The sequence below is a fragment of the Sorangium sp. So ce1014 genome, assembly GCF_051521505.1.
GTDB lineage: Bacteria > Myxococcota_A > Polyangia > Polyangiales > Polyangiaceae > Sorangium.
Genome location: NZ_CP150356.1, coordinates 9,579,794 through 9,603,499 on the forward strand (window position 1 = coordinate 9,579,794; position 23,706 = coordinate 9,603,499).

Here is a 23,706-nt window from a genome sequence, read left to right on the forward strand (position 1 = left end):
CGGGAGATACGGAGGCAGCGGCCGACTCGGAGCTCAGTACGTTCCACAATGGGCACGACGACCTCGCCGGAACGACTTCAGCGTCGTGGGAGCGGGAGCGGGCTAGCGGGAGTGGTCCGAGAGCGTTTAATCCAACAGTGGCTCCTTTCGATGGAAGGCCCAAATACGGTTTTTGGGAATAGGTTCTGGCGCTGGCCTTCTGATGAGGCTGACATCGGTGGCGTGATCCTCGGGGAACGCTGCGATGAGCTCCGTTTCGACGAGAGACATCGCTTCCTCGTCCTCATCGCTGATTTCTCCATCGAAGTATGCCTCAAGCCGGATGCTTTTGTTATCATAGGTGACTGCAACAGCACGGAGATTCGCCGTCACCTCCCCCAGAAGCGCCTGCTGCACCGCGACAAGAACCGCGCAGCGTCTATCGTTGCTCTCTTTCATGGATTCGCTGGGACTATGTGGACCCCATCCTTCGAGTAGTGGATGATTCCTTTGGTAGTAGCCTGTCCATTTACTTGACCAATCACTTCTCCAAAATCAACACGCTCCTTGAAACCGGGTTGACCTCGCGGCACCTTGCCAACCGGATCGCCCTTCCCGGCGAACCTATTTAGCAATCCCTGAGGATCTCGATGGGTGAAGGGGCTGCGACCGGGGGTGTAGTTATTGTGTCCCGGAATGTGCTTACCCTGCTGGCCCATGTGCAGCTTCGGTGCCCCCCTTGCGGCTCCTGTAGATGATGCCGGCTGCTTCGCCGCCCCCTGCGCCGGCTTCGCTGACGGTGCTGCCTGCGCAGGCTTCGCCGGCTGCGGCGGCTTCGCCGGCTGCCCCGCCTGCGCCGGGGTTGCCGCGGGCTTCGGCGGCGCCGCTTGCGGCTGCCCAGCAGGCCGCGGTGGCAGCACCGGCTCCTGGTTCACGCCGCCCATGCGCACCGTCCGAGGCGGCGCCGCCGCCGGGCTGACGGGCGCCTTGCCCTGCGCCTGCTGCTCCGCCATGCGCTGCGTCTGGATCAGCCGATGGAAGCGCGCCCCCTCCGGCCCCGTCCAGCAGCTCGGGGTCCGGCAGCCCCCCATCCCCGCCCCGCCAGGCGGAAAGTTCCGATGCCCGCCCTGCGTCTGCCGCCCATCCGGGTCGACGAGATTGACCGGATTGTTCAGCGCATAGCTGTACAGCCCCAGATTCCCCGGGTTGAACACGCCCGCACCGGGCCCTCCCGCCATGTACTCGTCCAGGATCGGATCCGGGCTCAGCCATACATTGATCCGCGCGTCGTAGTACCGCGCCCCGAAGTAGTACAGCCCCGTCGCCTGGTCGAGCTCCTTCCCGGTGAACACGTACGCCCGCCGCAGCTCGTACCGCGAGTCCGACGCGTCGATCCACAGCTCCCCGGTCGGGAAGTACTCGTCCCGCTGCGTCAGCGTCTGCTCGTTGTTCGACGCGAAGCTCGTACTCCCTAGGTGATCCGGATGGTAGTAGAGCGTCGGCGGGTCCCGGAACCAGTCCGGATCCATCTTGCTCGCGATCCGCGTCTGCCCCGCATAGATGTGCTTCGTCACGAACCGCCCGTCCCGCAGCGTCAGGTGCTGGTCGTGGTAGGCCGTCTCCTCCTCGCCGCTCACGCGGTGCAGGTGCACCCGCCGCGCGCCGTCTCCATCGTAGAGCATGCGCGACAGCTCCTGCCCGTTCTGGCTCACCCGGCTGACGCGGTTCTCCTCGTTCCACTCCGTCGTGCGCGTCGCCCCGCTCCGGTACACCCACCCGGTCTGGTTGCCGCTCGCATCGTAGCTGATCATCCGCGGCCATGGATCCGACTCCGCCACGAGGTGCTCGTCGATGAGCCTGGGCGCGTGCGGCTGCGGGCCCGTGTACCGGTACTCTGACCGGTACGTCTGCTCCCGGATCGGGTTGTTCTCGCACCAGTCCCCTTCGCACAGGTCGGCGCTCGTACCCGCCACGCCATCCGGCACGTAGCGATAATTCGCCTGGTCCTTCGTCAGGATGTTGCCAATCTCGTCGTAGTCCAGCGACAGCCCGTACCGGTACTGCCAGTCTCTCGCGTCCTGGTACGTCCCTTTCGCCGACACAAGCTGGTACAGATCGTCGTACCCGTACTCCTGCGTCGTCGGCCCGACCCGCACCGACCCCGGCATCTCCTGCTCGTACGGCGCCTCGTTCCGCACCTGCTCCAGGTTGCCCGCCGCGTCGTACACATACCGCATCCGCTGGAACGGCCTCGCCGGACGGCCCCGCTCCACGAGGTACCGGTCGCGGTGGTCGGCGTTGACCTGCTCCAGCCGCCGCGACTTCTCGTAATACCTGTACGCCGTCGCGATCCCGTTGCCGTGCACCACCCTCACCCGTTGCTCGAACTCGTCGTACCCGATATGCAGCAGGTACTGCGTCGTCACCGGCTCATCCGGGTGCTGCGGATTGATCTGCGTGTTCATCCCGACCGCCGACCGGACCAGGCCGCCTCGATCATACCCGTACGTCACCACCTCCGCGCCGGAGCCGGGGAATTTCATCGACAACAGGCGCCCGAACGAGTCGAACGCATACTCCATTGTCGCCTCGTACGGCCCCCGGTGCGGCTCGCGGAGCCGGGGGAACTCGGTCGTCAGCTGCGCCACGTTCCCGAGCCGGTCGTACGCGAACGTCCTCTTCCCCGCCTCGCTCCGCTCCTCCTTCAGCCGCCCGGCCCGGTTGCCGTGCTCGTCCCCCGCCTCGCTCGGCGCGCCGTACTCATACGTCACGTCCGTCGAATCGGGGTAGTCCACCCCGCTGAGCCGGTTGTCCTCGTACTCGTACCGTATCAGCTTGCTCGCGCCTTCCGCCGCCAGCTTCGCCGTCTGCCGCGTCCGGACATTGCCCGACGCATCGTAGCGCCACTCCGTACGACCCATGTCCGGGCTGGCCAGCGCCACCATCCGCCCCACCGTGTCGTACTCCGCCGTCGTCACGTTTCCCAGCGCGTCGGTCACCCGCACGAGCTCGCCCGCGGCGTTGTACCGGTACCGCGTCGCCAGCGTCGTCCACGTCTCCGACCCGTGCAGCCGATTGCGCTCCTCGACCGCCACGATCGCGTTGTCCACGTCCTGGTACGCCTTCCGCACCTTCGCGCTCGGGTCAACCTCCGTCGCCACGAACCTCGCCACCCCATCGAGCTCCTCGATATCGTAGCTCGTCGTCGTCACCGCCTCGCCGGCCTCGGCCCCGTCGTCCGGCTCCCGCTGCTCGACGACGCGCGAGAGCACGTCGTGCTCGAACACCGTCGGGTGCTTCAGCGGCACGTCCACGAACACCGTCGCCTCGCCCGTATCGAACACCGGCTGCCCCTGCAGGGCCACGCGCCCCCGCTCGTCGAGCACCACACGACCGCTCACCGTCATCCCCACGAGCGGCTCCGCCCCCGGCCCCTGATCCTTCTCCAGGTCCTTCTTCGTCTGGATCACCCGGTCGAGCCCGTCGATGAACGTCACCGTGTCGATCGGATCCCCCGGGTGCTGCACGTCCTTGTGCCGCGTGCGCGCCCACGCCGGCACAGCGGGGCTCGCCCCCGGCTGGAGCGCGTACTCGAACGCGATCGTCGCCGCCGCCGCCATGGGCGCGTCGTTCGGTCCGAACACCTCGGTCAGCCGGCCGAATCCGTCAAAGCCATAGTACACCTCGTGGCCATTGACGTCCCGGACCGCGCTCACCGCGCCATAACGGTAATCCGTCGACGTCTCCGAGATGTGCCCGAACGCATCCTCCACCGCGGACAGGTGCGTCTCCGTGACGTCGTCGTACCTGTAGATGAGCAGGACGCCCCGCGGGTCGATCGCATGCTCCAGGTTCCCGTACGCGTCGTGCAGAAAATGCCAGCTCGGGTTCGTCGATGCGTCGCCCGTGTACGGCGCCCCCGTCGCCGGCTCCTTGCCGCCGATCACCGTGCTCGTGATCCACGCGACCGCCCCGGTCAGCTCGTCGTACTCCGCCGTGCGCCTGCGCAGCAGCGTGCCCGCGCTGTCGCGCGCCTCGACGCTGTCCGCCCGCACGATGTGCGGCCCGTCATACGTCACATGGTGGATCGTGGTCGTGACGTCATCGTCGAGCGTGCCCGGCTCACCGTGCTCGGTCAGCCGGATCAAATTCCCGCGATCATCCCAGTCGCGCTCCTCGCTCGTCTGCTTGCCAGGCGCGCTCGGGTCCGTGGTCTTCCCCTCGTACCACGACGTCGTCCGCAGCTCTTCCTCGGGGAAGAACGAGCCCGTCAGCGCCGGCTCCGCCCCGGGCGCGCGATACGCCACCTGCTGCCGGCTGAACAGCCGCCCTTCCGCGTCCTGCTCGATCACCTCCGCCACGAGCCCACGACGGTAGTAGTCCTGGTTGTGGTACCGCGTGACCAGCTGCGAGCCGTCCTCCCGCGTCGCCGTCACCTGCGCGAAGCCGTAGTCCTCGCGCTCCGCCCGGTCGTAGAACCCGCTCTGGTGGTAATCAAACGTGTGGACATACGCCGGCGTGCCCATGCCGTCGTCCACCTCGACCTGCGACAGCACCCACTTGCTGCCGGGCATGTCCACGCTCAGCTCGTCCGGGCTGCTCGCATACGCCACCCTGTTGCCCTCGCGGGCATAGTCCAGCTCGAAGCTGCCGCCAAGCGGCCGGACCACGCGCCGGAGCCGGTTCGTCTTGCCCGTCAGGTTCAGCCGCGCCCGCAGCGCTCCATCGCTCTCGCGCAGCATCCCGTCGCTCAGCTTCAGCACGTGATCGACCGTCCCGTCGCCGTCCAGGTCGTTCCACCCCAGCTCGCTCCGACCGTCGTTCAACCCGAGCTGCGCCGCGATCTCCAGGACGATGCACACGTACGGCGTCGTGATCTTGATCGGCACGCCGTAACCCGCGTTGAACGCCGTCGTCTCCGAGAACGACAGCGCATCGTTGCTGCCGTTGATCTCCTTCGTGAAGTCCTTCTCCAGCCGAACGCCCCACGGCAGCCCGCCGCTCACCGCCGGCGCGCTCCACTTCTCCTCCGGTCCGAAGCCGTCCCCGAGGTTCAGCCGCACCCGGTAATAGTCCTGTCCGGGCTGCTTGCTCACCCGGTCGGGCAGCCCGTCGCCGTTCAGATCCACGAAGTCGGCCAGCGTCCGGCTCACCGTGTGCGCGATGCCGCCGCCGATCCCCGCATACCCCACCTGAAGGCTGTTCGTCGTGTTGTCCTGCACCCGCATCGACGAGAGCTGCTCCGCCGACCAGAGCCGGCTCATCGCCGTCAGCGGGTCCCCGTCGACCTCCGGCAGCGGCTCGAACGGATCGTCGCTCGGATCGAGCGCCGCCCAGGCGCGCTCGTCCCCGAAGCGATAGCCCAGGTTCAGCCGTACATGGAGCACGCCGCCCGCGCTCCTCACCTTGTCCGGGAGCCCGTCGCCGTTGACGTCGAGCAGATCGCGCGTCGTCTGCGACGTGCCCCAGCTCTTGCCGAGCGACGGCAGCACGCTGAGCACCGCCGCCGTCGTGCCGCTCGCCTCGAGCTTCTCCGCCACCGCCGACGCCGCCGACCCGAAGCCGAACCCGAAGCGCGCGCTCATGCTCTCGATGACCCGGAAATCCCCCGGCCCATCGAGCGCCAGGTCGCCATACTCGCCCGGCTGCTGCCCGTCGCAACGGCCGCCATCGCACGTCTGGAGGCGCACGCCGCCCCGCGTGACAACATCCGGACGCCCGTCGCCGTTGACGTCGATCAGCTCCAGCTTCGACTCGGTCGTCCCGGTCGTCACCTGGAACGACCCGATCAGCGCGACATCCGCCGACGCCGAGCCGTTGTGGCTCTTCCGCAGCCCCGGGACGTTGGCCACATCCTCCGGCCTGACCCCGCCGACGCGCGACGGCTTCAGCTCCCCGGCCGTGATGTACATGTCCGCGCCCGAGCCGCGGAACACAGGGCCGCTGATGCTGCCCACCAGCGGGAAGCCGGCGTCCTCCGGCGACCAGCCCGCGTGGTAGCCCTCCCAGTGCGGCTCGACGCGCGTGAAGTAAGGCGGCTTGTTCTCCTCGGGCCGCTTGTTGAGCTGGTTCGCGTTGAACGGGTACTCCGTTGTCCACTCCCCGTAGCTGAAGCCGCGGAACCCGCCGACCATGCGGGCCCCGAGCTGCCCGTCCGGGATCGCTCGGGCGTTCACGACAGGCACGTCGAGCACCGTCCCCGTCTCGTTGAACACGAGCCGCGGCCACCACGACACCGACGCTCCGGGCTCCGGCGGCGCAGCGCCCAGGTCCGCTTCGAGCTCGAAGAACTTCGTGAAGGCGAGCTCCTCGCCCTCCATCACCGGGAACACCACCGGAGCGCTCGGACCAGGCACGCTCCGCGCCGGCGAGATCGCCTCCCCTCCGAGCAGCTCCCGGAACAGCCGCTCGCTCCCCCGATCCACCCGCAGGCTCACCGGCCCTTGCGTCTCCAGCTTCGCCGCGGAGCCGATCAGGCGCACCGTCCCGCTCTCGGGCATGCTCAGCCGCGCCAGGTCCAGCGGCGCGCCGCCGAGCCCACTGTCGCTGAGCTGTACGGGCATGACGATCGACGCCTCGGGCACCGAGATCGGCCCACCATCTCCCGGCAACGCCTCGAGCCCGCAAACCCGCCTGCCGGAGGGCGCGCCGGGCCTCTCCGCGCACGCCTCGACCTCTCGGCACCTCCCCGGCTCCGCGTCATGGCCGCACACCTCGGTATACCGGGCGAACCCCTGGTACTGGACGCGCAGCGGGTCGACCCTGTTCTCGCTGAGCTCGGCGTACAGGAACAGGATATCTCCCTGGAGCACCGCGACGGGCCAGGAGATCTCGGTGCTGAGCTGCGCTCCCGAGACCGTCGTCCGGTGCAGCTCGGCCCGCTCCCCCGAATCGACGTCCTGGCGCACGAGCCGCACATCGAACGCATCGTCGGTGTCGGTCCGGACGAAGCTCGCCTGCACCGTGACCTGTCCGTCCGCTCCCGCGGCCCAGCCCGGCACGCTCCGGTCGAGCACCGAGAAGTCGTCCGCGAAGTCGTAGATGTACAGCGGACGCCCGAGCGCGTCGACGCGCCCCATCTCGCGCGGGTGTATCGGCTCGCAGGTCCCCGACGCGCAGGTCTCCACGTAGCGGATGCGCGGGCTCCAGCGCGTGCTGTCCCCCTCGATGTCCTCCCTCGGATCCACCCGGAAATAGAGCGCATCCAGCCGGCGGACGCGGACGCGGATACCGCTCCCGCATCCTTCCTCGCCCTCGGGAACACACGGAGCACCGCTCGGCCCGATGTCCCGTTGCCAGAGCAGCAGTGGGTCGCTGTTCCCCAGGTCTCCCGGTCGCGGACTCGCGACAGCCTTCGTGATCGACGCCGTCACCCCGTCTCCCGCGCCGCCCCCGGCCAGCGACACGCCGCCCTCGATGACGACGATGCCGTCGATCGGCGGCGACCATTTCACCAGCGCGCTGGTCCGGTAGAACGCCTTGCCGAGCTCCGCGACCTGCTCGCCGTCGCTGAAATCCTCGTCGACCGTGAAGCCGGCGCCCCTTGCGCCCGACCCGAGCCGCGCGTTGTTCGGGTTCAGCGTCGCCCCGCTCCCATCGAGCAGCTCCGGAAAGCCATCTCCGTTGATGTCGAGCAGCAAACTCTGCGCGGTGGCCGTGCTCCAGGCCCGGTTGATCCCGGCGCCCCCGAGCTCCTGGAAAAAGTGGATCGCCCCCTGAAGGCTGGCCGTGATCTGGTGCGTGCTGCCGACGCTCTCCGGCGAGAACGCGTTCGGGCTCGACCGATCCGGCAGCGCGTTCAGCCAGACTCCGTTGCTTCCCACGAAATCCGGGAGCCCGTCGCCGTTGATGTCGGTGAAGGCGACCTGCTCCTCGTCCGCGCCGAACGAGACGCCGACGCCCAGCCCGCCATGCGGATCGCAGATCGGCGGCCCCGCGCCGACGAACACGCTGAGCCCCCCATCGATCGAGCTCGTCGCCCCGAGGCCGTCGCGCCCCTCCGCCGGACGGCTCCACTCGGTCGGCGACGCGAAGACCTGAAGCCTGCCGTCTTGCTGCTCCAGGCCGAAGTACTCGAACGTGTGCTCGTAGAGCTGCCCGGCGTCGCCGTTCCCTTGGAGAGCGATGCTCCTGAGGAGCGACTTGGCGTAGTGCCGCGCGTCGGGCTCGTCGTAGGCGAAGTCGTAGCTCCGGATGATCTCCTCGGCTCCGGGCGCCTCGCCCAGGGTCACGTCGATGCGCTCGAGCCTCCGCGTCGTTCGCACCTCGAAGCCCGCGCGCGCCGAGCTGAGGATGTCTCTCCGCTGCGCGCCGTCGTCCAGGAGGAAGTGCACATGGTAGTGCGCTCCAGGGAAGCCGCTCTCGTGCTCCGTGTAGTCGATCCGCTGCGGATAGAGCTGCACCCAGCCCGCGCCCTCGGGCGCGTCCTCGAAGTACGAGACGAGCATCCGGTTGCCGAAGGTGTCCTCCACCCGCTCGAGGTTCCAGCGGAAGACGCCGGCGTCGCCCGACGGGTCCGAGAGGCGCGCGCCCGCGCTCTCACCATAGGTGTACCGGGTGCCGTTCTTGTCCGTGACCACCCAGTGATAGCTCCAGGGGTCGGCCCCGAGGCGCTCGATGCGATCGAACGCCCCCTCGACGCGCCGCTCATAGCGGCCCGGCTGATCGGGGAGGGCCCGGAGCATCTGCCCATCGAGCGCATAGAGCTCGTCGCCCGTGTAGCGCGGGACGCCGAAGCGCGTATCGATCTCGATCGCGGAGAGGCGCAGATCCCACCCCACGCCGAGCCAGCCGCTCACCAGCTCGCTCTCGTACGTGACGGCGAGCCCCGGCTCCATGCCGTTCCGGCCCGGCGGCACCTCGATCGGGTACGCGATCTGCGCGGTGCCCCTGCTGTTCGCCTCCGGCGGCTCGATGAACGACACGCCGGCCGAGGGGCTCGCGAGCTCGATCCCCTTCATGGCGTTGGGATCGAACGACTGCGCCCCCGGCTGGTCCGGCATGGCGACCGTCGCGTTGACGAAGTCGGTGAAGTGGTCCGTCAGGCTCGTGAGCTCGCGGGTGCGGCCTTCGCCGGCGCGCCCGAGCTTCATCCATTGCTTCGCCGACTCGTCGAAATAGAAGCCAAAGACCTCGTTTGCGCCGGCGCCGTCCGGGAGGCGCTCGCCGTCGATGGGGAGCGTCAGCTTCACCGGCTTCCTGAACCTGAGGCCGTGCGGACCGAGGCGGAACGCGCGCCCCTCCGGCGTCACGTTGCGCATCGCGCGCCCCATCGGCTGCAGCTGGACGGGCGTCAGCGGCCGGATCGTGACGCGCGTCGCCTGCGCCAGCGCTCCCGCCGGGATCTCGAGCGTGGCGCCCGCGAACGAGAGCACAGCGCCCTCATCAGGGCTCACCACCACACCATACGGGGCGCCCTCGTCCACGACGAGCCCGCCCGGCGCCGCGCTCGCCGCGGCACCTTCCACGCACGGGCCGAGCTCCACCTCTCGACCGAGCCGCGTGCCGTCCTCGAGCCGCGCCTCGAGGCGCGCCCTCCACGTCCGAAGACGGGCGGCTTCAGGCTCCGACAGGGTGAGCTCGAAGCTGCCGTCGTCGCCCAGCTCCACGGGCATTGCATCGGCGAAGAGCCGCGCTCGCGACGCGCCCTCGCCGGGGAGATCGAGGAACCCGCGCACGTACGCTCTCCCATCGACGCACTCGCCGTGCAGCGGCGCGCTCAGCGCGATCCGCCGCGAGCGGGACGGGATGGGGCTCACCGCCACGGCGACGTCCGACACCTCGGCGCGGCTCCCCTTCGCCGGCCGGACCTGCACCGAGGCGGTCTCGGGCCAGGTCGCTTGAACCGGCAGGTCGAGGCGGTGCCAGCCCGGCGAGAGGTCTGTCAGGTCGAAGCGCAACCCCTTCGCCCCTGCCCCCACGCCGGGCGCTATCTCGATCTCGCCGGCGCCCGCGCCGGCCAGCTGGAAAAGGAGCGCGTGCGGCGCCACCCGCGCGCCGAAATCGATGCTCAGCGGTCCATCGCGCCGCGCGCGCTCGCCGCCGGCCGATCGCGCCGCGGCGCGCGCCTCGAACACGCCGGCGTGCGGGATCCCGACCATCCGGAGCGCGCGCACGGCGTACCCGCGCTCGTGATCCGCCGGAGGGCGGAATCGCACGACGTTGTCGCCGCGCTTCAGCCACGCGGGCGCGATCTCCTCGACCTGCAATCCGCCGTCGGAGGGCGCTTCCGCCCGGAAACCGCCGCGCGGCGCTGCGCCGTTCAGCTGCCGGCTCACGCTCGACCAGTGCCCGCGCCCCTCGAGCTCATAGACAAGGAACGCGCGTGCGAGCGCCCGTGGATCGGTGTCCACGTGAAATGACAGCGACCGCTCGCCTCCCGTGCGCGTCACCGCCGCCCGCTCGGACATCGCCGGGAACTGGTAGGCGCCGGCGAGCTTCCCCGCGAGCACGCGGTCGGCGAGCTCCACCTCCGCCAGGCCGCGCGTGGGGGCGGCGGCGGTCCAGAGCACGATCTCCTGCGGCCCGCGCTCGCCCGAAGGGTGCCACTCGAGCACGACGTGCTGCGCGGTGACGGCCAGGGGAAAGCGTGTCCAGCGCTCGCCCGTGTCGCGCAAAGGCACGTCGACGAGCCCGGGTACCGCATGGAGCCCGGCGCCGTCCTCCACATGCACGGTGAGCGTGCCCTCGCTGCGCCCGTACAGCGCCATCGCCTCGAGCGCCGTGGGATGAGCCAACGTGACCCGGACCCGGACCACCTCGCCCGTGTCGCTGTGAAGCCCCGTGTCGGCGCGACCGTCGAACAGGCGCCATGCGTCCGCACCCCGGCCCGCGCCGCTCACGCGGACGTCCGCCGGCAGGGCGGCGAGCGGCACAACGGCGAGCCCCTCCGGGGCGCCCGCAGCGCCGCCGGCGCTCACGAGCGCAGCCGCGTCTCCGGCGAGCGCCGCCGCGAGATCAGCGCCGCCGCGAGCTGAGGTGAGCCGCGCGCGAAGGGGCTCGCCCATCCGACGCAACGTCAACGCTTGAGCCCACGCCTGGAGCGGCGCGCTCATCACCATGAGCAAGAGAACGCAGCTCGCACACCACCGCCCCACCCATTTCACCCACCCGGATGTCATTGCTTGCCTCCGCCGCGGCGAGGGGAGCAATTGCGGAAAGAAATAGCAATTACAAACGAAGACAGCCGGGGGGCCTCCCCGTGAAAAGGCCCATGAAAAGCGCCGCAGTCCCTCGATCCAAAGCACGATTCCGGCGCCTCCGTCCATGGTCCCTCCCTCGGGCCATCGAATTCGGTCTACTCAGCCGCCGGAAGCTCGGCTAGCGTTCCACGCTCCGGCAACACCCTGAGCTCGCCTGTCTGGACTGCCGGTGCATCGCGGGGGCGGGCCAACCACGTCATGACGGAGGTAACCTTGCGTAATCTCACGATAGGAGATCTGAAGCTCGCCTTGCGCGACCTGCTCGACGAGAGGGCCGACGAGCTGCGCCTGTCGGCGACAGGCAAGCTGTACGAGCGGCGACTCAGGGCAAAGCAGAAGGAGATAGACGCCATCCCCGACGCCGCGGGCACGCAGGCGCCGCTCGCCAGGGAGCTCTCCGAGGCCGACGTCCGGCACGACGGGCTCGGGGCGGCCGTCTTCTTCCTCTGCAAGGCCATCGAGGCGCACCCCGCCTTGCCGGCGGCGCTCAAGGACGCGGCGGCGACCGCGCAGCAGACGTTCGTCCCGAAGCTCGAGGTGCTCCGCGCCCCCTACGCCGACGAAGCGTCGGCGGCGCTCGACAACCGGCCCGAGCTGGCGCGGCTCAAGGCAGAGCTGAAGTCCGCCGCCACCCCGGGCGGGGGCAGCCTGCACGACTGGGTCAAGGCGTTCGTCGCCGCCGGCGACGACATCGACAAGCTCCTGCGCAGGCGCGCCACGCTCCTCGCCACCGGCGAGAACGCCGCGGCCACCGGCCCGCTCCGGGGCGCCGCGGTCGGGCTGCTCGGGCGCTTCCGGGATGCGCTCCGGGACGAGATCCAGGAAGAGGGCAGCGCGCTGCCGGCGGACCACGAGGCGCGGCTCTTCGCCTACATCGACAAGCTGAACGCCGATCGCGAGCGGGGTGCGCGCGGGCGCGCGGCGCCGGAGCAGGGCGCCCCCGCGGCCCCCGGCCCGCCGGCTGTGCCCACGGCGCCGGAACCGGCCGAGTCGGTGGTGCTCACCGACCCCGGCCTGTAGCCGGCGTCACGCGCGGCGACATGCCCGGGGGCGTGCGGGGCAGGCCCCTGGGCATGTTCCGACATGCCCGCCCCCTGCTCGGCCAGGCACCCGACCATGTCGCGACATCCCCGCCGCCTGCCCGGCCAGGCACCCGACCATGTCGCGACATCCCCGCCGCCTGCTCGACCAGGCCCCCGCCTATATCCCGATATCCCCGCCGCCTGCCCGGCCAGGCACCCGCCCATGTCGCGACATGCCCGCCGCCTGCTCGGCCAGGCCCCCGCGCCGATCCGCTCACCCCCCCGCGAGCAGCCGCGCGATCTCCCCACGCTGCCGCCGCGCCGAGCGCGCCAGCGACAGCTGCCCCGCCGCCCGCTGCAGGTTGTGCGCGACCCGCGTCGGGAACCGCGCCGCGTCCCAGCCGAAATACCGGTCCTCGAAGGCGTCCCGGCAGAACCGCGCCGCGAGCTCCAGCGCGATCCGCTCCACGGCGTCCGCGAGCGCCTCCCGCTCCTCCGCGCCGAACGGCCGCACCTCGCGGTAGCCCGCCACCGCGGCGGCGAAGACCTCCCGATCGAAGCGCGCCTCGGTCGCGTCCTCCCCGACCGGGTTGCACCACGACCGCCACGCGTCGCCTAGCTCCACGTCGATCGACTGCAGCGCCAGCGTGTCGAGATCGAGCAGGCAGATCCCCTCCCCCGCGTCGGAGAAGCGCAGGTTCGAGATCTTGAGATCGCCGTGGCAGTGCCGCAGCGGCAGATCGAGCCGCCCCTGCCACGTGCGCCACGCGTCGAGGATCGCATCCGCCAGCCGCCTCCCCTCCCCTCCCGTGGCCGCGCCGTCCAGCCGCTCCATGTGGAGCGCCGTGTCGTGCGCGCCGGCGCGGACGTGGCGGTACGCATGCTCGAGGTCGTCCACCGCCCGGTGGAACCGCGCGACAAGCGCCCCCGCCGCGCGCGCGAGCGCAGGCGAGCCGACCCGGTGGTGCGTGCGGCCAGGGACGAAGTCCATCACCCGCCACACCGCGCCCGCGCCATCCCGCGCCCAGAGGGCGCCGTCGCCGGTGCGCAGCAGCCGCGGCGTCCCGAGCCCGCGGCGGGCCAGGTGGGCGGTCACCGCCTCGATGTCGTCGTGGACCTCCGGCGCGAAGATCGGGCTCACCCGCTGCACCACGAACCGCGGCGGCTCACCAGCCCCGCCAGCCCCGCCGACTTCACCAGCCCCGCCAGCCCCGCCGGCCACCCACGTTCCATTGATGAGGCCCTCGTCGTCGCAGCGGCGCACGGCGAGGCCGCGCAGAGGCGCCCATACGTCCGGGATCATCGGGGCCGGAGGCTACCCGCGCCCAGTCTCCGGCGGCAAGGAAGCCGCCTCCGGCACCGCCGCGGCCCCCCGGCGCAGCGCCGCCGCCCGCCGGCGCTGCATCCACCGCGACCCGAACCAGGCGAGCACGCCGGCGCCCAGGCCCAGCCAGGCGGCCGACCCGGGGACGCCGATCCGCTCGACAAGCACGGCCCCGCCGAGCGACGTGGCGCACAGGCCGACCGTGAGGACCAGGTTGTCGATGGCCGAGAGCCGCCCGACGAAGCGGTCCGGCGACAGCCGCTGGATCTCCGCGCTCGACAGCACCCAGTTCGCCCCGCTGCCGAGCCCCCACACGAGCGCGACCGCGATCAGCGCCGCCGCATGCCGGGTCACCGCGAACGCCGCGATCGCCGCGAACGTCACCCAGGCAGCCCCCGTCGCCGCGAGCTCGCCCCGCAGGCCGCGGCGGACCAGCGCGACGCCGAGCAGCGGGCCGATCCCCGTGCCCGCGCCGCGCACGCACTGGAGCACCCCCAGCGTGAGCGCGCCCGTGCCCGCGAAGGCGAGCTGCGTCGCGAGCACGTTGAGCAACAGCAGCGCCCCGCCGTTCGCCAGGTGGACCGGCGTCTTCGCGAGCACCGCGTCGAGCAGCGGCGGCCGCTCCCACGCGTGCGTCCAGGCGAGCGCGATGTCCCGCCGCACCGACGCGAGCGCCCCGAGCAGGCCGCCCTCCGCCGGACGCCCCTCGGCCACCATCGACGGGAGCCCCCAGAGGAACAGCGCCGACAGGCCGAACGACGCCGCGTCCAGGGCGAGCGCCGTCGCAGGACCGAGCGCCGCGATCAGGCCGCCGACCGCCATCCCGACCGCGAACATGACGCTCCACGTCGCCGATACGATCGCGTTCGCCTCGAGGAGCTCGTCCGCCTCGACGACGTGGCGCAGCACCGCGCTCTGCGCCGGCAGGCGCAGCGCCCCCACCGACCCGCGGGCGAAGACGAGCACCTGCACCGCCGCCACGCTGCCCAGGACCGCGGCGCCGAGCATCGCGACCGTGAGCGCGCCCTGCACGACGCTCGCCGCGATGAGCAGCCTCCGCCGATCGAGCCGGTCCGCGAGCACCCCCGCCACCGGCGCGAACAGCGCGTTCGGGAGGTGATGCCCGACGATGACAAGCGCGAGCGCCACGACCCCGCCCCCCTCGCCGCCCAGCGCGAGCAGGCTCACGGCGACGAAGCCCATCCAGTCGCCCAGCAACGAGACGATCTCGCTCAGCCAGACACGACGAAAATGGGGGCGGCGGCGGAGCAGGCTCGGTCGGGGCTCCGGGCGAAGGGCGCCGGCCGGCGTCAAAGGGACACGCACGTGGAGGCTCCTTGTCGCGCGAGCGCTATCCGACCCGGGACGGCCGCGATCGCCCGCCATGCGCCGCGTACCCGCCCGCGCCGAGCCCGGCCGGACGTCGCTCCGCAGATCGCTCCGCAGGCGGCGTGGACGTACCGGACAGATCGTGTCTGCCGCTGTTCATCCAGGGCACACCGTGGTAATCGCGCTCTGCTTCATGCGGATCTGCGCCATCATTCCTGCCTACCAGGCCGAGCGCAACGTGGAGGACGTCACACGAGAGGCGCTCCGGGTCAACGGCCTGGGCGGCGCGGTCTTCGTTGTGGACGACGGGTCGAGCGACCGGACGGCCGAGCGCGCGCGCGCGGCGGGCGCCACGGTGCTGATCCACCCGGAGAACCGGGGCAAGGGCGCCGCCCTGCGCACCGGGATGGAGCTCGCCCTCGCCGCGGGCTTCGACGTCGCGGTCACGATCGACGCGGACGGCCAGCACCCGCCGGAGGAGGCGCGGCGCCTCATCGAGGCCGACGCCGACCCCGAGGCGCTCGTGCTCGGCATCCGGGATCTCGTGTCGGCGGGCGCGCCGCGCGCGAACCAGATCTCGAACCGGATCTCGAACTTCTTCCTGTCGCTCTTCGCGGGCCGGCCCTTCGCCGACACGCAGTGCGGCCTGCGCCGCTACCCGCTCCGGACGACGCTCTCGCTCGGCGCGCGCGACGACGGCTACGCCTTCGAGGCGGAGATCCTCCTGCGCGCGGTGGCCGCCGAGATCCGCATCGTCGAGGTGCCGACCCGGGTCATCTATCCGACCGAGGAAGAGCGGCTCACGCACTTCGACAGCGTGCGCGATCCGGCGCGGATCGTGGGCCGGGTGCTGGCGACGCTCGCGCTCACGCGCGGGCTCCGCCACGTGCCCGCCGCGCCGGTGCCGTCCCCCGACGCGCGCCGCTCCGCCGTGGCGAGCGCGCTCGCCGCCGAGATCGACCCCCACCCGTCGCAGCCGACAGCGGCGCCCCCCTGATCCGGGGCGCAGGCTCTGGAACGCGTGACGGCCAGGGCCGGATCCAGCGCGGGCGCGGCGTCGGGCAGCCCCGCGTCCGTCCCCCCCGCGCCCGTCCCCCCCGCAGGCGCGCTCCGGCGGCCCTCGCGCCTCGCCCGCCACCGGCGCAAACTCGTCGTGGCCGCGGCGCTGCTCGCCGCGCCGGTCCTCGCGCACCTCGGCATCGGCGCCGCGACGCGGATCGAGCCGCCGCCGATCCGCGCCGTCGCCGGTGAGCCCGCGGCAGGGCCGGCGGGGCTGCGCGTGCTCGGCCCCGCCTACGCGCGCCGCCGCGGCCGGATCCTCGAGGCGCGCCTCGCCGGATCGCCGGAGGAGATCGGCCACCAGCACGGCCGGCTCTTCTACCCGGAGATGGTCCAGAACGAAGGCACCCTCCACGAGCAGTTCCGCCGTTACGTGCCCGTCGCCCCGCTCCGGTGGCTCCTCATGGACCTCTCGCGCCTCCAGTTCCGCGGCGTCGACGAGGGCATGAGCGACGGCGTGCGGCGCGAGATCGCCGCGCAGGCCCGCGCCTTCTCGCCCGACCCGTTCGACGGGGTCCTCCCCACGTACCACCGCTTCATCTTCCTCCAGTCGCTCTACGACATCGCGCTCTCGTTCGAGCACTCCCCGCTCATCGGCTGCACGAGCTTCGCCCTCACCGGGGCCGCGTCGGCGGGCGGGCACGCGGTGCTGGCCCGCAACTTCGACTTCGAGGCCGGGCCCCTCTTCGACGAGGGCAAGGCGGTGTTCCTCGTGCACGAGCAGGGGAAGATCCCGTACGCCTCGGTGTCCTGGCCCGGCCTCATCGGCGCGGTGACCGCGATGAACGCCGCCGGCCTCGCGCTCGTCGTCCACGGCGGGCGCGCCGGCGAGCCGCGCGCGGCGGGCGAGCCGGTCGTGCACACGATGCGCGACGTGCTCGGCCGCGCGCGGGGCGTCGACGAGGCGCTCGCGATCCTCGAGGCGCGCGCGCCCATGGTCTCCCACCTCGTGATGCTCGTCGACGCGGCGGGCGAGGTGGCGATCGCCGAGCGGGCGCCCGGCGCGCCGCTCCACGCGCGCCGCGGCCGCGGCAAGGTCCCGCTCACAAACCACTTCGAGGGGCCGCTCGCCGGCGACCCGCGCAACCGGCGCGTCGAGGCCGAGACCTCGACCCACGCGCGGCGCCGCCGCCTCGACGAGCGGCTCGCCGCCCTGCCCGACGGCGCGACCGTCGAGGCGGCGGTCGACGTCCTGCGCGACAGGCGCGGGCCCGGCGGCGCGCCGCTGCCGCTCGGCGACCGGCGCGCGATCGACGCGCTCATCGCGACGCACGCGGTCGTCATGGATGCGACGGCGCGCGTCCTCTGGGTCAGCGAGGGCCCCCACCTCGCCGGCCGCTTCCTGCGCTTCGACCTGGCGCGGCTGCTCGCCCCGACCTTCGACCCCGCGCTCGACCCCGCCGAGCCGGAGGCGCTGCCCGAGGATCCGCTGCTCACGAGCGGCGACTACGCCGCCTGGGAGCGCGCCGGCTCGCCTCACGCGGGCGAGCTCGGCAGCAACGCGTCCGGCCCCTCCGCCGGGGACGGCGAGCGCGGGCGCGACGCTCCCTGAGAGCACGACCGCGTCGCTCGCCGAGGTGGTGGCCGCGAGGGTCCTTCAATAATCTCCGCGGCGCGGCGGCCGCGAGGGTCCTTCGATAATCTCCGCGGCGCGGCCGTGACGCGCTTCGATAATCTCCGCGGCGCGGCCGTGACGCGCTTCAATAATCTCCGCGGCGCGGCCGTGACGCGCTTCAATAATCTCCGCGGCGCGGCCGTGACGCGCTTCACAGCCGAGGCCGGTGCGCAACTGTTTCGCCCTCGTTTCACACAGGGCCGCGTCGTTCACGCCCGTACACCGGGGCCAGGGCACCTCTCGTCCGGCGCTCCCGTACCGCGAGATTGCCTAGCGCGAGCTTCCGTCCGACAATGCGATTCGGGGCGCAACGTCGCCGCAGCGGAGCGGCGACCGGGTCGACCGGACCATGACGGACATCAACCTGATCAACACCACCCTCGATCAACGCTACCTCATCCTCGGGCTGCTCGGTGAGGGCGGGATGGGGGCAGTCTACGAGGCACGGCACCTGGGCACCGGCCGCCGCGTCGCCGTCAAGGTGATCACGAGCAAGCTCGCGCAGGACGACGCGGTGATGGCTCGCTTCGAGCGCGAGGCCAGGGCGGCCGGCGCGATCGAGAGCGAGCACATCGCGAGCGTGCTCGATAGCGGGAGGGACCGGGCGACGGGCCTGCCCTTCCTCGTGATGGAGCTGCTCGCGGGCGAGGACGTCGACCAGCTGCTCCGGCGGCTCGGCCCGCTGCCGCCCGAGCTCGCGCTCTGCATCGTGGCCCAGGCGTGCATGGGCCTCATCAAGGCGCACGACGCGCGCGTGCTCCACCGCGACATCAAACCCGCCAACCTGTTCCTGGCCCGGCGCGACGGGGGGGAGTTCTCGGTCAAGCTCCTCGACTTCGGCGTCGCCAAGATGCAGGCCGACGACAGCTTCGAGCACCACCAGGAGCTCACCGCCACGAGCAACCTGATCGGCTCGCCCATCTACATGTCGCCCGAGCAGGCGCGCAACATGAAGGACGTCGACGGCCGGACCGACCTCTGGTCGCTCGGCATCGTCCTCTTCAAGATGCTCGCCGGGCGCACCCCCTACCGGAACTCGCGCGGGCTCGGCGAGCTCATCGTCGCGATCTGCTCGGTGCCGGCGCCGCCCATCCAGAGCCTGGCGCACTGGGTGACCTACGAGGTCGCCGAGATCGTCCACCGCGCGCTCCAGATCGACAGGAACCTGCGCTTCCAGTCCGCGGAGGAGCTGCTGAACGAGTGCCGGATCCTCCTGCCGCACGGCTTCTCGATCCGCGAGGACATGCTGCAGCCGCTCCCCGAGTCGCTGGGGGCCGACATGCCGCCGCCCTCGCGCGCGAACCCCGAGGCGCCGACGCGCCGCCCGCCGACGCCCGCGCACACGCCCCGCAGCTGGCAGGACGGCGGCGATCCGTCGCGCCGCCCGCCGACGCCCGTGCACACGCCCCGCAGCTGGCAGGACAACGGCGATCACCCGACGCGCCGCCCGCCGACGCCCGCGCACACGTCCCGCAGCTGGCCCGAGCACGTCACGGCGCTCTCGCAGAGCGGCCCTGGCCACCTGGGCCAGAGCGGCCACCACAGCCAGAGCGGCCAGCACAGCCAGAGCGGCCACCTGATCCGCGGGCGTCCGGACGGGCCGCCCTCGTCGAGGACCGCCGACGGCACCTCGGTGCCCTTCCAGAAGACGATCATCGTGGCGGGCGAGCAGCAGCCCACCGCCGAGCGCCCCCGCAGCAGGACGGCCCCGCTCATGGCGGCGGCGGCGCTCGTCGCCGCGACGGGCGCCGGCGTGGGCGCCTGGCTCGTGCAGAAGACGACGGCGGCCGCGCCCTCCACGGCGTCCGGCGCGGCGCCGGCTGCGCCCGCGGCCGCGGCCGCTGCCGCGCCCGCCGCGGCCCCGGCCGAGCCGGCCGTGGAGATCGATCCGGAGCGGCTCGGGAGCTTCAACCCGCTGCCGGCGCTCGTCACGTCCTCGAACAACCCGCTCACGGACGAGAAGATCCAGCTCGGCCGGATGCTCTTCTACGACAACCGGCTCTCGAAGAACCACGATCTCTCGTGCAACTCGTGCCACCCGCTCGACCGCCACGGCGCCGACGGCACGAAGGTGTCGGTCGGTCACGCCCACCAGAGCGGCCGCCGCAACACGCCGAGCGTCTACAACTCGGCGGGGTTCTTCTCGCTCATGTGGGACGGGCGCTTCGACAGCGTGGAGGACCAGGCCAACGGGCCGATGATGAACCCGAGCGAGATGGCGATGACGCCGGTGCGGCTCGAGGCGACGCTGCGCTCCATCCCGGACTACGTGAAGGCGTTCGGCAGGGCGTTCCCGAACGACCCGTGGCCGGTGACCGTCAACAACGCCGCGAAGGCGATCGGCGCGTTCGAGCGCAAGCTGTTCACGCGCGGGCGGTGGGATCAGTTCCTGGACGGGGAGCCCGACGCGCTGACCAACGCCGAGAAGGAGGGGTTCAACACGTTCGTCGAGGTCGGCTGCGTGACGTGCCACTTCGGCCCGCACGTCGGGGCGACGATGTTCCAGAAGCTCGGCCTCGTGCGATCGTGGCCCGACACGATGGACCGCGGGGTCTTCGAGATCACGAAGAAGCAGGCTGATTTCATGGTCTTCCGGGTCCCGACGCTCCGCAACGTGGCCGCGACGGCGCCGTACTTCCATGACGGGTCGGTCTCCTCGCTGCAGGAGGCCGTGCGCCTCATGGGGAAGCACCAGCTCGGCAAGGACCTGAGCCATGCCCAGGTCGATCAGATCGTGGTGTGGCTCAAGTCCCTGACGGGCGAGCTCCCGAAGGAGTACATCGCGAAGCCGGAGCTGCCGGAGAGCGGGCCCAACACGCCGAAGCCCATTGCAGATTGAGCGCGGCCCGCCCGTCTGAGGCAAGAGGACGAGGATGCAGCGACGATCTTTCCTGATGGGCCTCGCGGCGACCGGCGGCGCGCTCTCGCTCGCCGGCCGCGCGCGCGCGGACGAGGTGGGCGACGCGCTCGCCGAGATCACGAGGGCGCGCGCGTCGGTGAAGACGCTCGTCGCGCCGTTCACGCAGGAGCGGAGCATCGGCCTGCTCGCGACGGCGGTGAAGAGCGACGGGGAGATGACGCTGGTCCTGCCGGACCGGCTCCGCTGGGAGCTCAAGCCGCCGGACGCGATCACCTACTGGATCACGCCCGAGGGGTTCGGCTTCGCGACCCCGAAGGGCGCGTCGGGCGCGGGACGGGGCGCGGCGGGGCGCTTCGGCTCGGTGCTCTCGGATCTGCTCGTGCTCCTCGGCGGCGATCTGGCGAGGCTGCGGGCGCGCTACGATCTGTCGATCCCGAGCCGCGCGGACGGGATCACGCTTGTCGCGCGGCCGCGGGCCGAGGAGGTCGCGAAGCACGTGCGGAGCCTGGAGATGACGTCGGGGCCGGAGCTGTGGTCGGTGCGGCGGGTGGTCATCGAGGAGAAGAACGGCGACCGGAGCGTCATCGCGTTCGGCAAGGTGGCGCGGGACGGGACGGTGGATCCGGCGCGGATGAGGGCGCCGAAGCAAGGCTGAGCGAGGGCGCGCCGGCGAACGGGGCGCGGGACGCGGCGGGACGGGCGCGCGGGACGCGGGCGCGGGCCGAGGTCGTAACGCCCGGGTTCCCCTCGCCGCCATTTCGATTATGACGCCCCGCATGCGACCGACGCCCCGCATGCGACACCTCCTGCTCCCCTTCCCCGCCCTGACGCTGGCCGCCGCCTGCTCCGGCGCTCCTCCGGAGCCCGCTCAGACGGCGGCGACCCCGCGCGCGCACGAGGACCGCCCGCCCGCGGCCGCGCCGTCCCCTGCCGGGACCGCGGGCGCGGCGCCCCCGGCCGCCGAGGCGGGCGCGCCGGCCGCCGAGGCCGGGACAGGCGGCGAGCCGAGCGCCGCCGCCGAGGACGAGCAGGCGTGCCCGGCGGACATGAAGCTCGTCGAAGGCGAGTACTGCACCGAGGTCGAGCACAGCTGTCTCCGCAGCTGGTACGACAAGTCGAACAAGAAGACCGTCTGCGAGGAGTTCGCGCCGACCCCCGCCCGCTGCACCGGCGAGAAGGTGAAGAAGCGCTATTGCATCGACACGTACGAGTGGCCGAACAAGAAGGGGGAGCGGCCCGAGGTGATGAATCGGTTCCACCAGGCGCAGGTCAAGTGCGCCGCGGCCGGCAAGCGCCTCTGCACCGAGTCGGAGTGGACGCTCGCCTGCGAGGGGCCCACGATCAAGCCGTTCCCTTATGGGTACTCGCGCGACGCGACGAAGTGCAACGGCGACCATCTCTGGGACGATCCCGACATGAAGAAGGTGGCGAAGCGCGACCCGGGCGAGCTGGCCCGCCTCTGGAAAGGGGTGCGGAGCGGGTCGCAGGAGCAGTGCATCAGCGACTATGGAGTCGCCGACCTGCCCGCGAACACCGATGAGGTCGTGGCGAGCGAGACGAGCGGCGGCTGGCGCGGCAAGTTCGACAGCGTCCACACGGGCGGCCCCTGGTACAAGGGCGTGCGCAACCAGTGCCGCCCGAAGATCTACACGCACGACGAGGGGTTCTATTATTACTTCCTGAGCTTCCGCTGCTGCGCCGAGCCCGACGGCAAGGCCACCGAGCCGCGGACGCCGCGCCAGGTCCAGGAGGGGTGGTCGATGGATCGGGTCGAGCGGATGGCGCAGTTCACGGTCGAGCAGATGCGCGGGAAGCTCGAGCTCAAGCAGCAGGGCAAGTGCGAGTGCAGGCCGACCGACATCCTGTGCAAGACGATGTGCGGCACGCTGCTCGGGCCGGGCGCGGTGGACGCGACACAGGGCGGGGCGCCGGCGGCGACGACGGGCGGCGCGAAGCGGTGAGCGGCGAGAGGCGGACGCCCTGCGGACGCGCGCGCCGGCGGCCCCGGCGGGGACAGTCCGTTCCTCCGCGCCCTGGGTGACGTCGCGCTGGCGGGGGGGGGCCGGATCGGTCGCAACGCCGGAACACCAGAGCGGGCAGCGTCTCCGGAGGGACGCTTGTCTGGCCGGCATCGCTCAGCTCGGGCCGTCGAGCACCTCGGCGAGCGATGCGGCGACGACGGCCCGCTCATGCCACCGTTCCAGAATTTCCGTATTCTTCTCGGCCAGGATGCGCTCCCGCGCCACGTCCGGCACGGCGATGCCGCGAACCCGGAGCGCCGTCAGCACAGCACGCGCCGCCTCCTCGGCGCGGCCTTCCTTCTGCGCCTCGGCCCGCAGCTGCTGCTTGTACTCTTCAAACCACGCACGGATTTCTGCGCTCACATCGTCCTCCTCGTCAATCGTCGGCTCCTGGGTTCCTAGCCGGAAGTGTACCAGCAGCGGCGCGGCGACGCTCTTCTCCCAGGCATCGTCGGACAGCGCCGCGAGATCTGCCACCGCCTCGCGCAGGAGGCGGCCTGAGCCGAGCAGCCGCAGGAGCAGCGTCGCTCGCGTCCGCGGCAGCTCGGCGAGCACCACCACCCGCATCGCCAGACCCGGCACCGCCTGGTGAACGCCTGGTTGCACCGGCTCGCAGCGGTAAGCGTCGAGCACCGTCTCAGGGCGCCCCGGCCCGATGACGACAAGCGCAGGGAAGTGCACCGCCGGCTGCGGCGGCGCGGCGGCGTCCTCGTCCGGCACGACGGAGCCGGCCGCAGAGCGGGCGCGGCGCTCGAGCTCGTGGTGCCACGTGAGCTGCTTGCGCAGACAGTGGCGGATCTGACGAAGGCTCGGCGTGCGATGAAACGGCTCGAACAGGCTCGGCTCCGCCGAGAGCTCGCCGAGCAGGCCCATGGCGGCGCGCTCGGCCTGCCGTGCTGGATCAGGCACGCTGTAGACATCGATCTTCTGTGTCGCGGCCAGGACCTCTACCTCGGTCTCCGCCGCCGAGACGAGGCTCAGCCCGTCTCGCAGCAAGTTCTTGGAGAACTGGTCGGAGCGATTGTGCATCGGAGTGCGACCTTTATCCATCCTGGCAGCATGGGCCACCATCGAGCGACGCGGGGAGACGAATTGAATGATCCGCAAAAAGCGCCGCGAATAGCGAGCCGTTCCCGTAATTTATCATTGAGCAAAACGCACTTACCGGCAGGTGGAGTGAATCATGTGAAAATCGTTCTCGGCGGCGTAAAATTGCCGATCACCTGGGGGATGAGCGCATCCATGGCTCGCTCGACACGCCGCGACAATCTGAAGGGTTTGGCCGGTGACTGGCCG

The 23,706-nt window shown here is 71.6% G+C and carries 12 protein-coding genes; 6 read left to right on the forward strand and 6 right to left on the reverse strand.

Annotated elements, in window-relative coordinates; genetic code table 11:
- Positions 1 to 126: 126 nt before the first annotated feature.
- Both WME75_RS36385 and WME75_RS36390 read right to left on the reverse strand, forming a co-directional pair.
- Positions 127 to 438, reverse strand: a complete 312-nt coding sequence (locus tag WME75_RS36385) for a hypothetical protein (protein WP_437480736.1) — start codon at positions 436 to 438, stop codon at positions 127 to 129.
- Positions 435 to 11,039: a SpvB/TcaC N-terminal domain-containing protein gene (locus WME75_RS36390; RefSeq protein WP_437494995.1), complete on the reverse strand. Its 10,605-nt coding sequence runs from the start codon at positions 11,037 to 11,039 to the stop codon at positions 435 to 437. The genes WME75_RS36385 and WME75_RS36390 overlap by 4 nt, the downstream gene beginning before the upstream one ends.
- A 354-nt stretch (positions 11,040 to 11,393) precedes the next feature.
- On the opposite strand from WME75_RS36390, the gene WME75_RS36395 reads away from it, so the two are divergent.
- Positions 11,394 to 12,200, forward strand: a complete 807-nt coding sequence (locus tag WME75_RS36395; protein WP_437480739.1) for a hypothetical protein — start codon at positions 11,394 to 11,396, stop codon at positions 12,198 to 12,200.
- 276 nt (positions 12,201 to 12,476) lie between these two features.
- Here the strand turns inward: WME75_RS36395 and WME75_RS36400 are convergent, their stop codons facing one another.
- Complete coding sequence (locus WME75_RS36400) at positions 12,477 to 13,505, reverse strand: phosphotransferase enzyme family protein (protein ID WP_437480742.1); 1,029 nt, start codon at positions 13,503 to 13,505, stop codon at positions 12,477 to 12,479.
- A 12-nt stretch (positions 13,506 to 13,517) separates the two neighbouring features.
- A complete protein-coding gene (locus WME75_RS36405) occupies positions 13,518 to 14,852 on the reverse strand; it encodes an MFS transporter (protein ID WP_437480744.1) in 1,335 nt (444 codons plus the stop codon).
- A gap of 145 nt (positions 14,853 to 14,997) precedes the next feature.
- Here WME75_RS36405 and WME75_RS36410 point away from each other — a divergent pair, with 145 nt between their 5' ends.
- Positions 14,998 to 15,852, forward strand: coding sequence for a glycosyltransferase family 2 protein (locus WME75_RS36410; protein ID WP_437480746.1), 855 nt, complete (start codon positions 14,998 to 15,000; stop codon positions 15,850 to 15,852).
- Positions 15,853 to 15,876: 24 nt separating this feature from the next.
- A complete protein-coding gene (locus WME75_RS36415; protein WP_437480749.1) occupies positions 15,877 to 17,466 on the forward strand; it encodes a C45 family autoproteolytic acyltransferase/hydolase in 1,590 nt (529 codons plus the stop codon).
- Between the two features lie 45 nt (positions 17,467 to 17,511).
- Here the strand turns inward: WME75_RS36415 and WME75_RS36420 are convergent, their stop codons facing one another.
- Entirely contained in the window at positions 17,512 to 17,742 is a 231-nt protein-coding gene (locus WME75_RS36420) for a hypothetical protein (RefSeq protein WP_437480752.1), read from the reverse strand.
- 136 nt (positions 17,743 to 17,878) lie between these two features.
- Here WME75_RS36420 and WME75_RS36425 point away from each other — a divergent pair, with 136 nt between their 5' ends.
- The 3 genes from WME75_RS36425 (at position 17,879) to WME75_RS36435 (ending at position 22,350) form a co-directional block, all read left to right on the forward strand.
- Positions 17,879 to 20,368, forward strand: a complete 2,490-nt coding sequence (locus WME75_RS36425) for a cytochrome c peroxidase (protein ID WP_437480753.1) — start codon at positions 17,879 to 17,881, stop codon at positions 20,366 to 20,368.
- Between the two features lie 34 nt (positions 20,369 to 20,402).
- The gene (locus tag WME75_RS36430) at positions 20,403 to 21,044 is read left to right on the forward strand and encodes a LolA family protein (protein ID WP_437480756.1); all 642 of its coding nucleotides are present in this window, start codon (positions 20,403 to 20,405) and stop codon (positions 21,042 to 21,044) included.
- 121 nt (positions 21,045 to 21,165) lie between these two features.
- Positions 21,166 to 22,350: an SUMF1/EgtB/PvdO family nonheme iron enzyme gene (locus WME75_RS36435; RefSeq protein WP_437480759.1), complete on the forward strand. Its 1,185-nt coding sequence runs from the start codon at positions 21,166 to 21,168 to the stop codon at positions 22,348 to 22,350.
- Positions 22,351 to 22,524: 174 nt separating this feature from the next.
- On the opposite strand, the gene WME75_RS36440 is transcribed toward WME75_RS36435, so the two are convergent.
- Positions 22,525 to 23,439, reverse strand: coding sequence for a hypothetical protein (locus tag WME75_RS36440; protein ID WP_437480762.1), 915 nt, complete (start codon positions 23,437 to 23,439; stop codon positions 22,525 to 22,527).
- Positions 23,440 to 23,706: the final 267 nt, after the last annotated feature.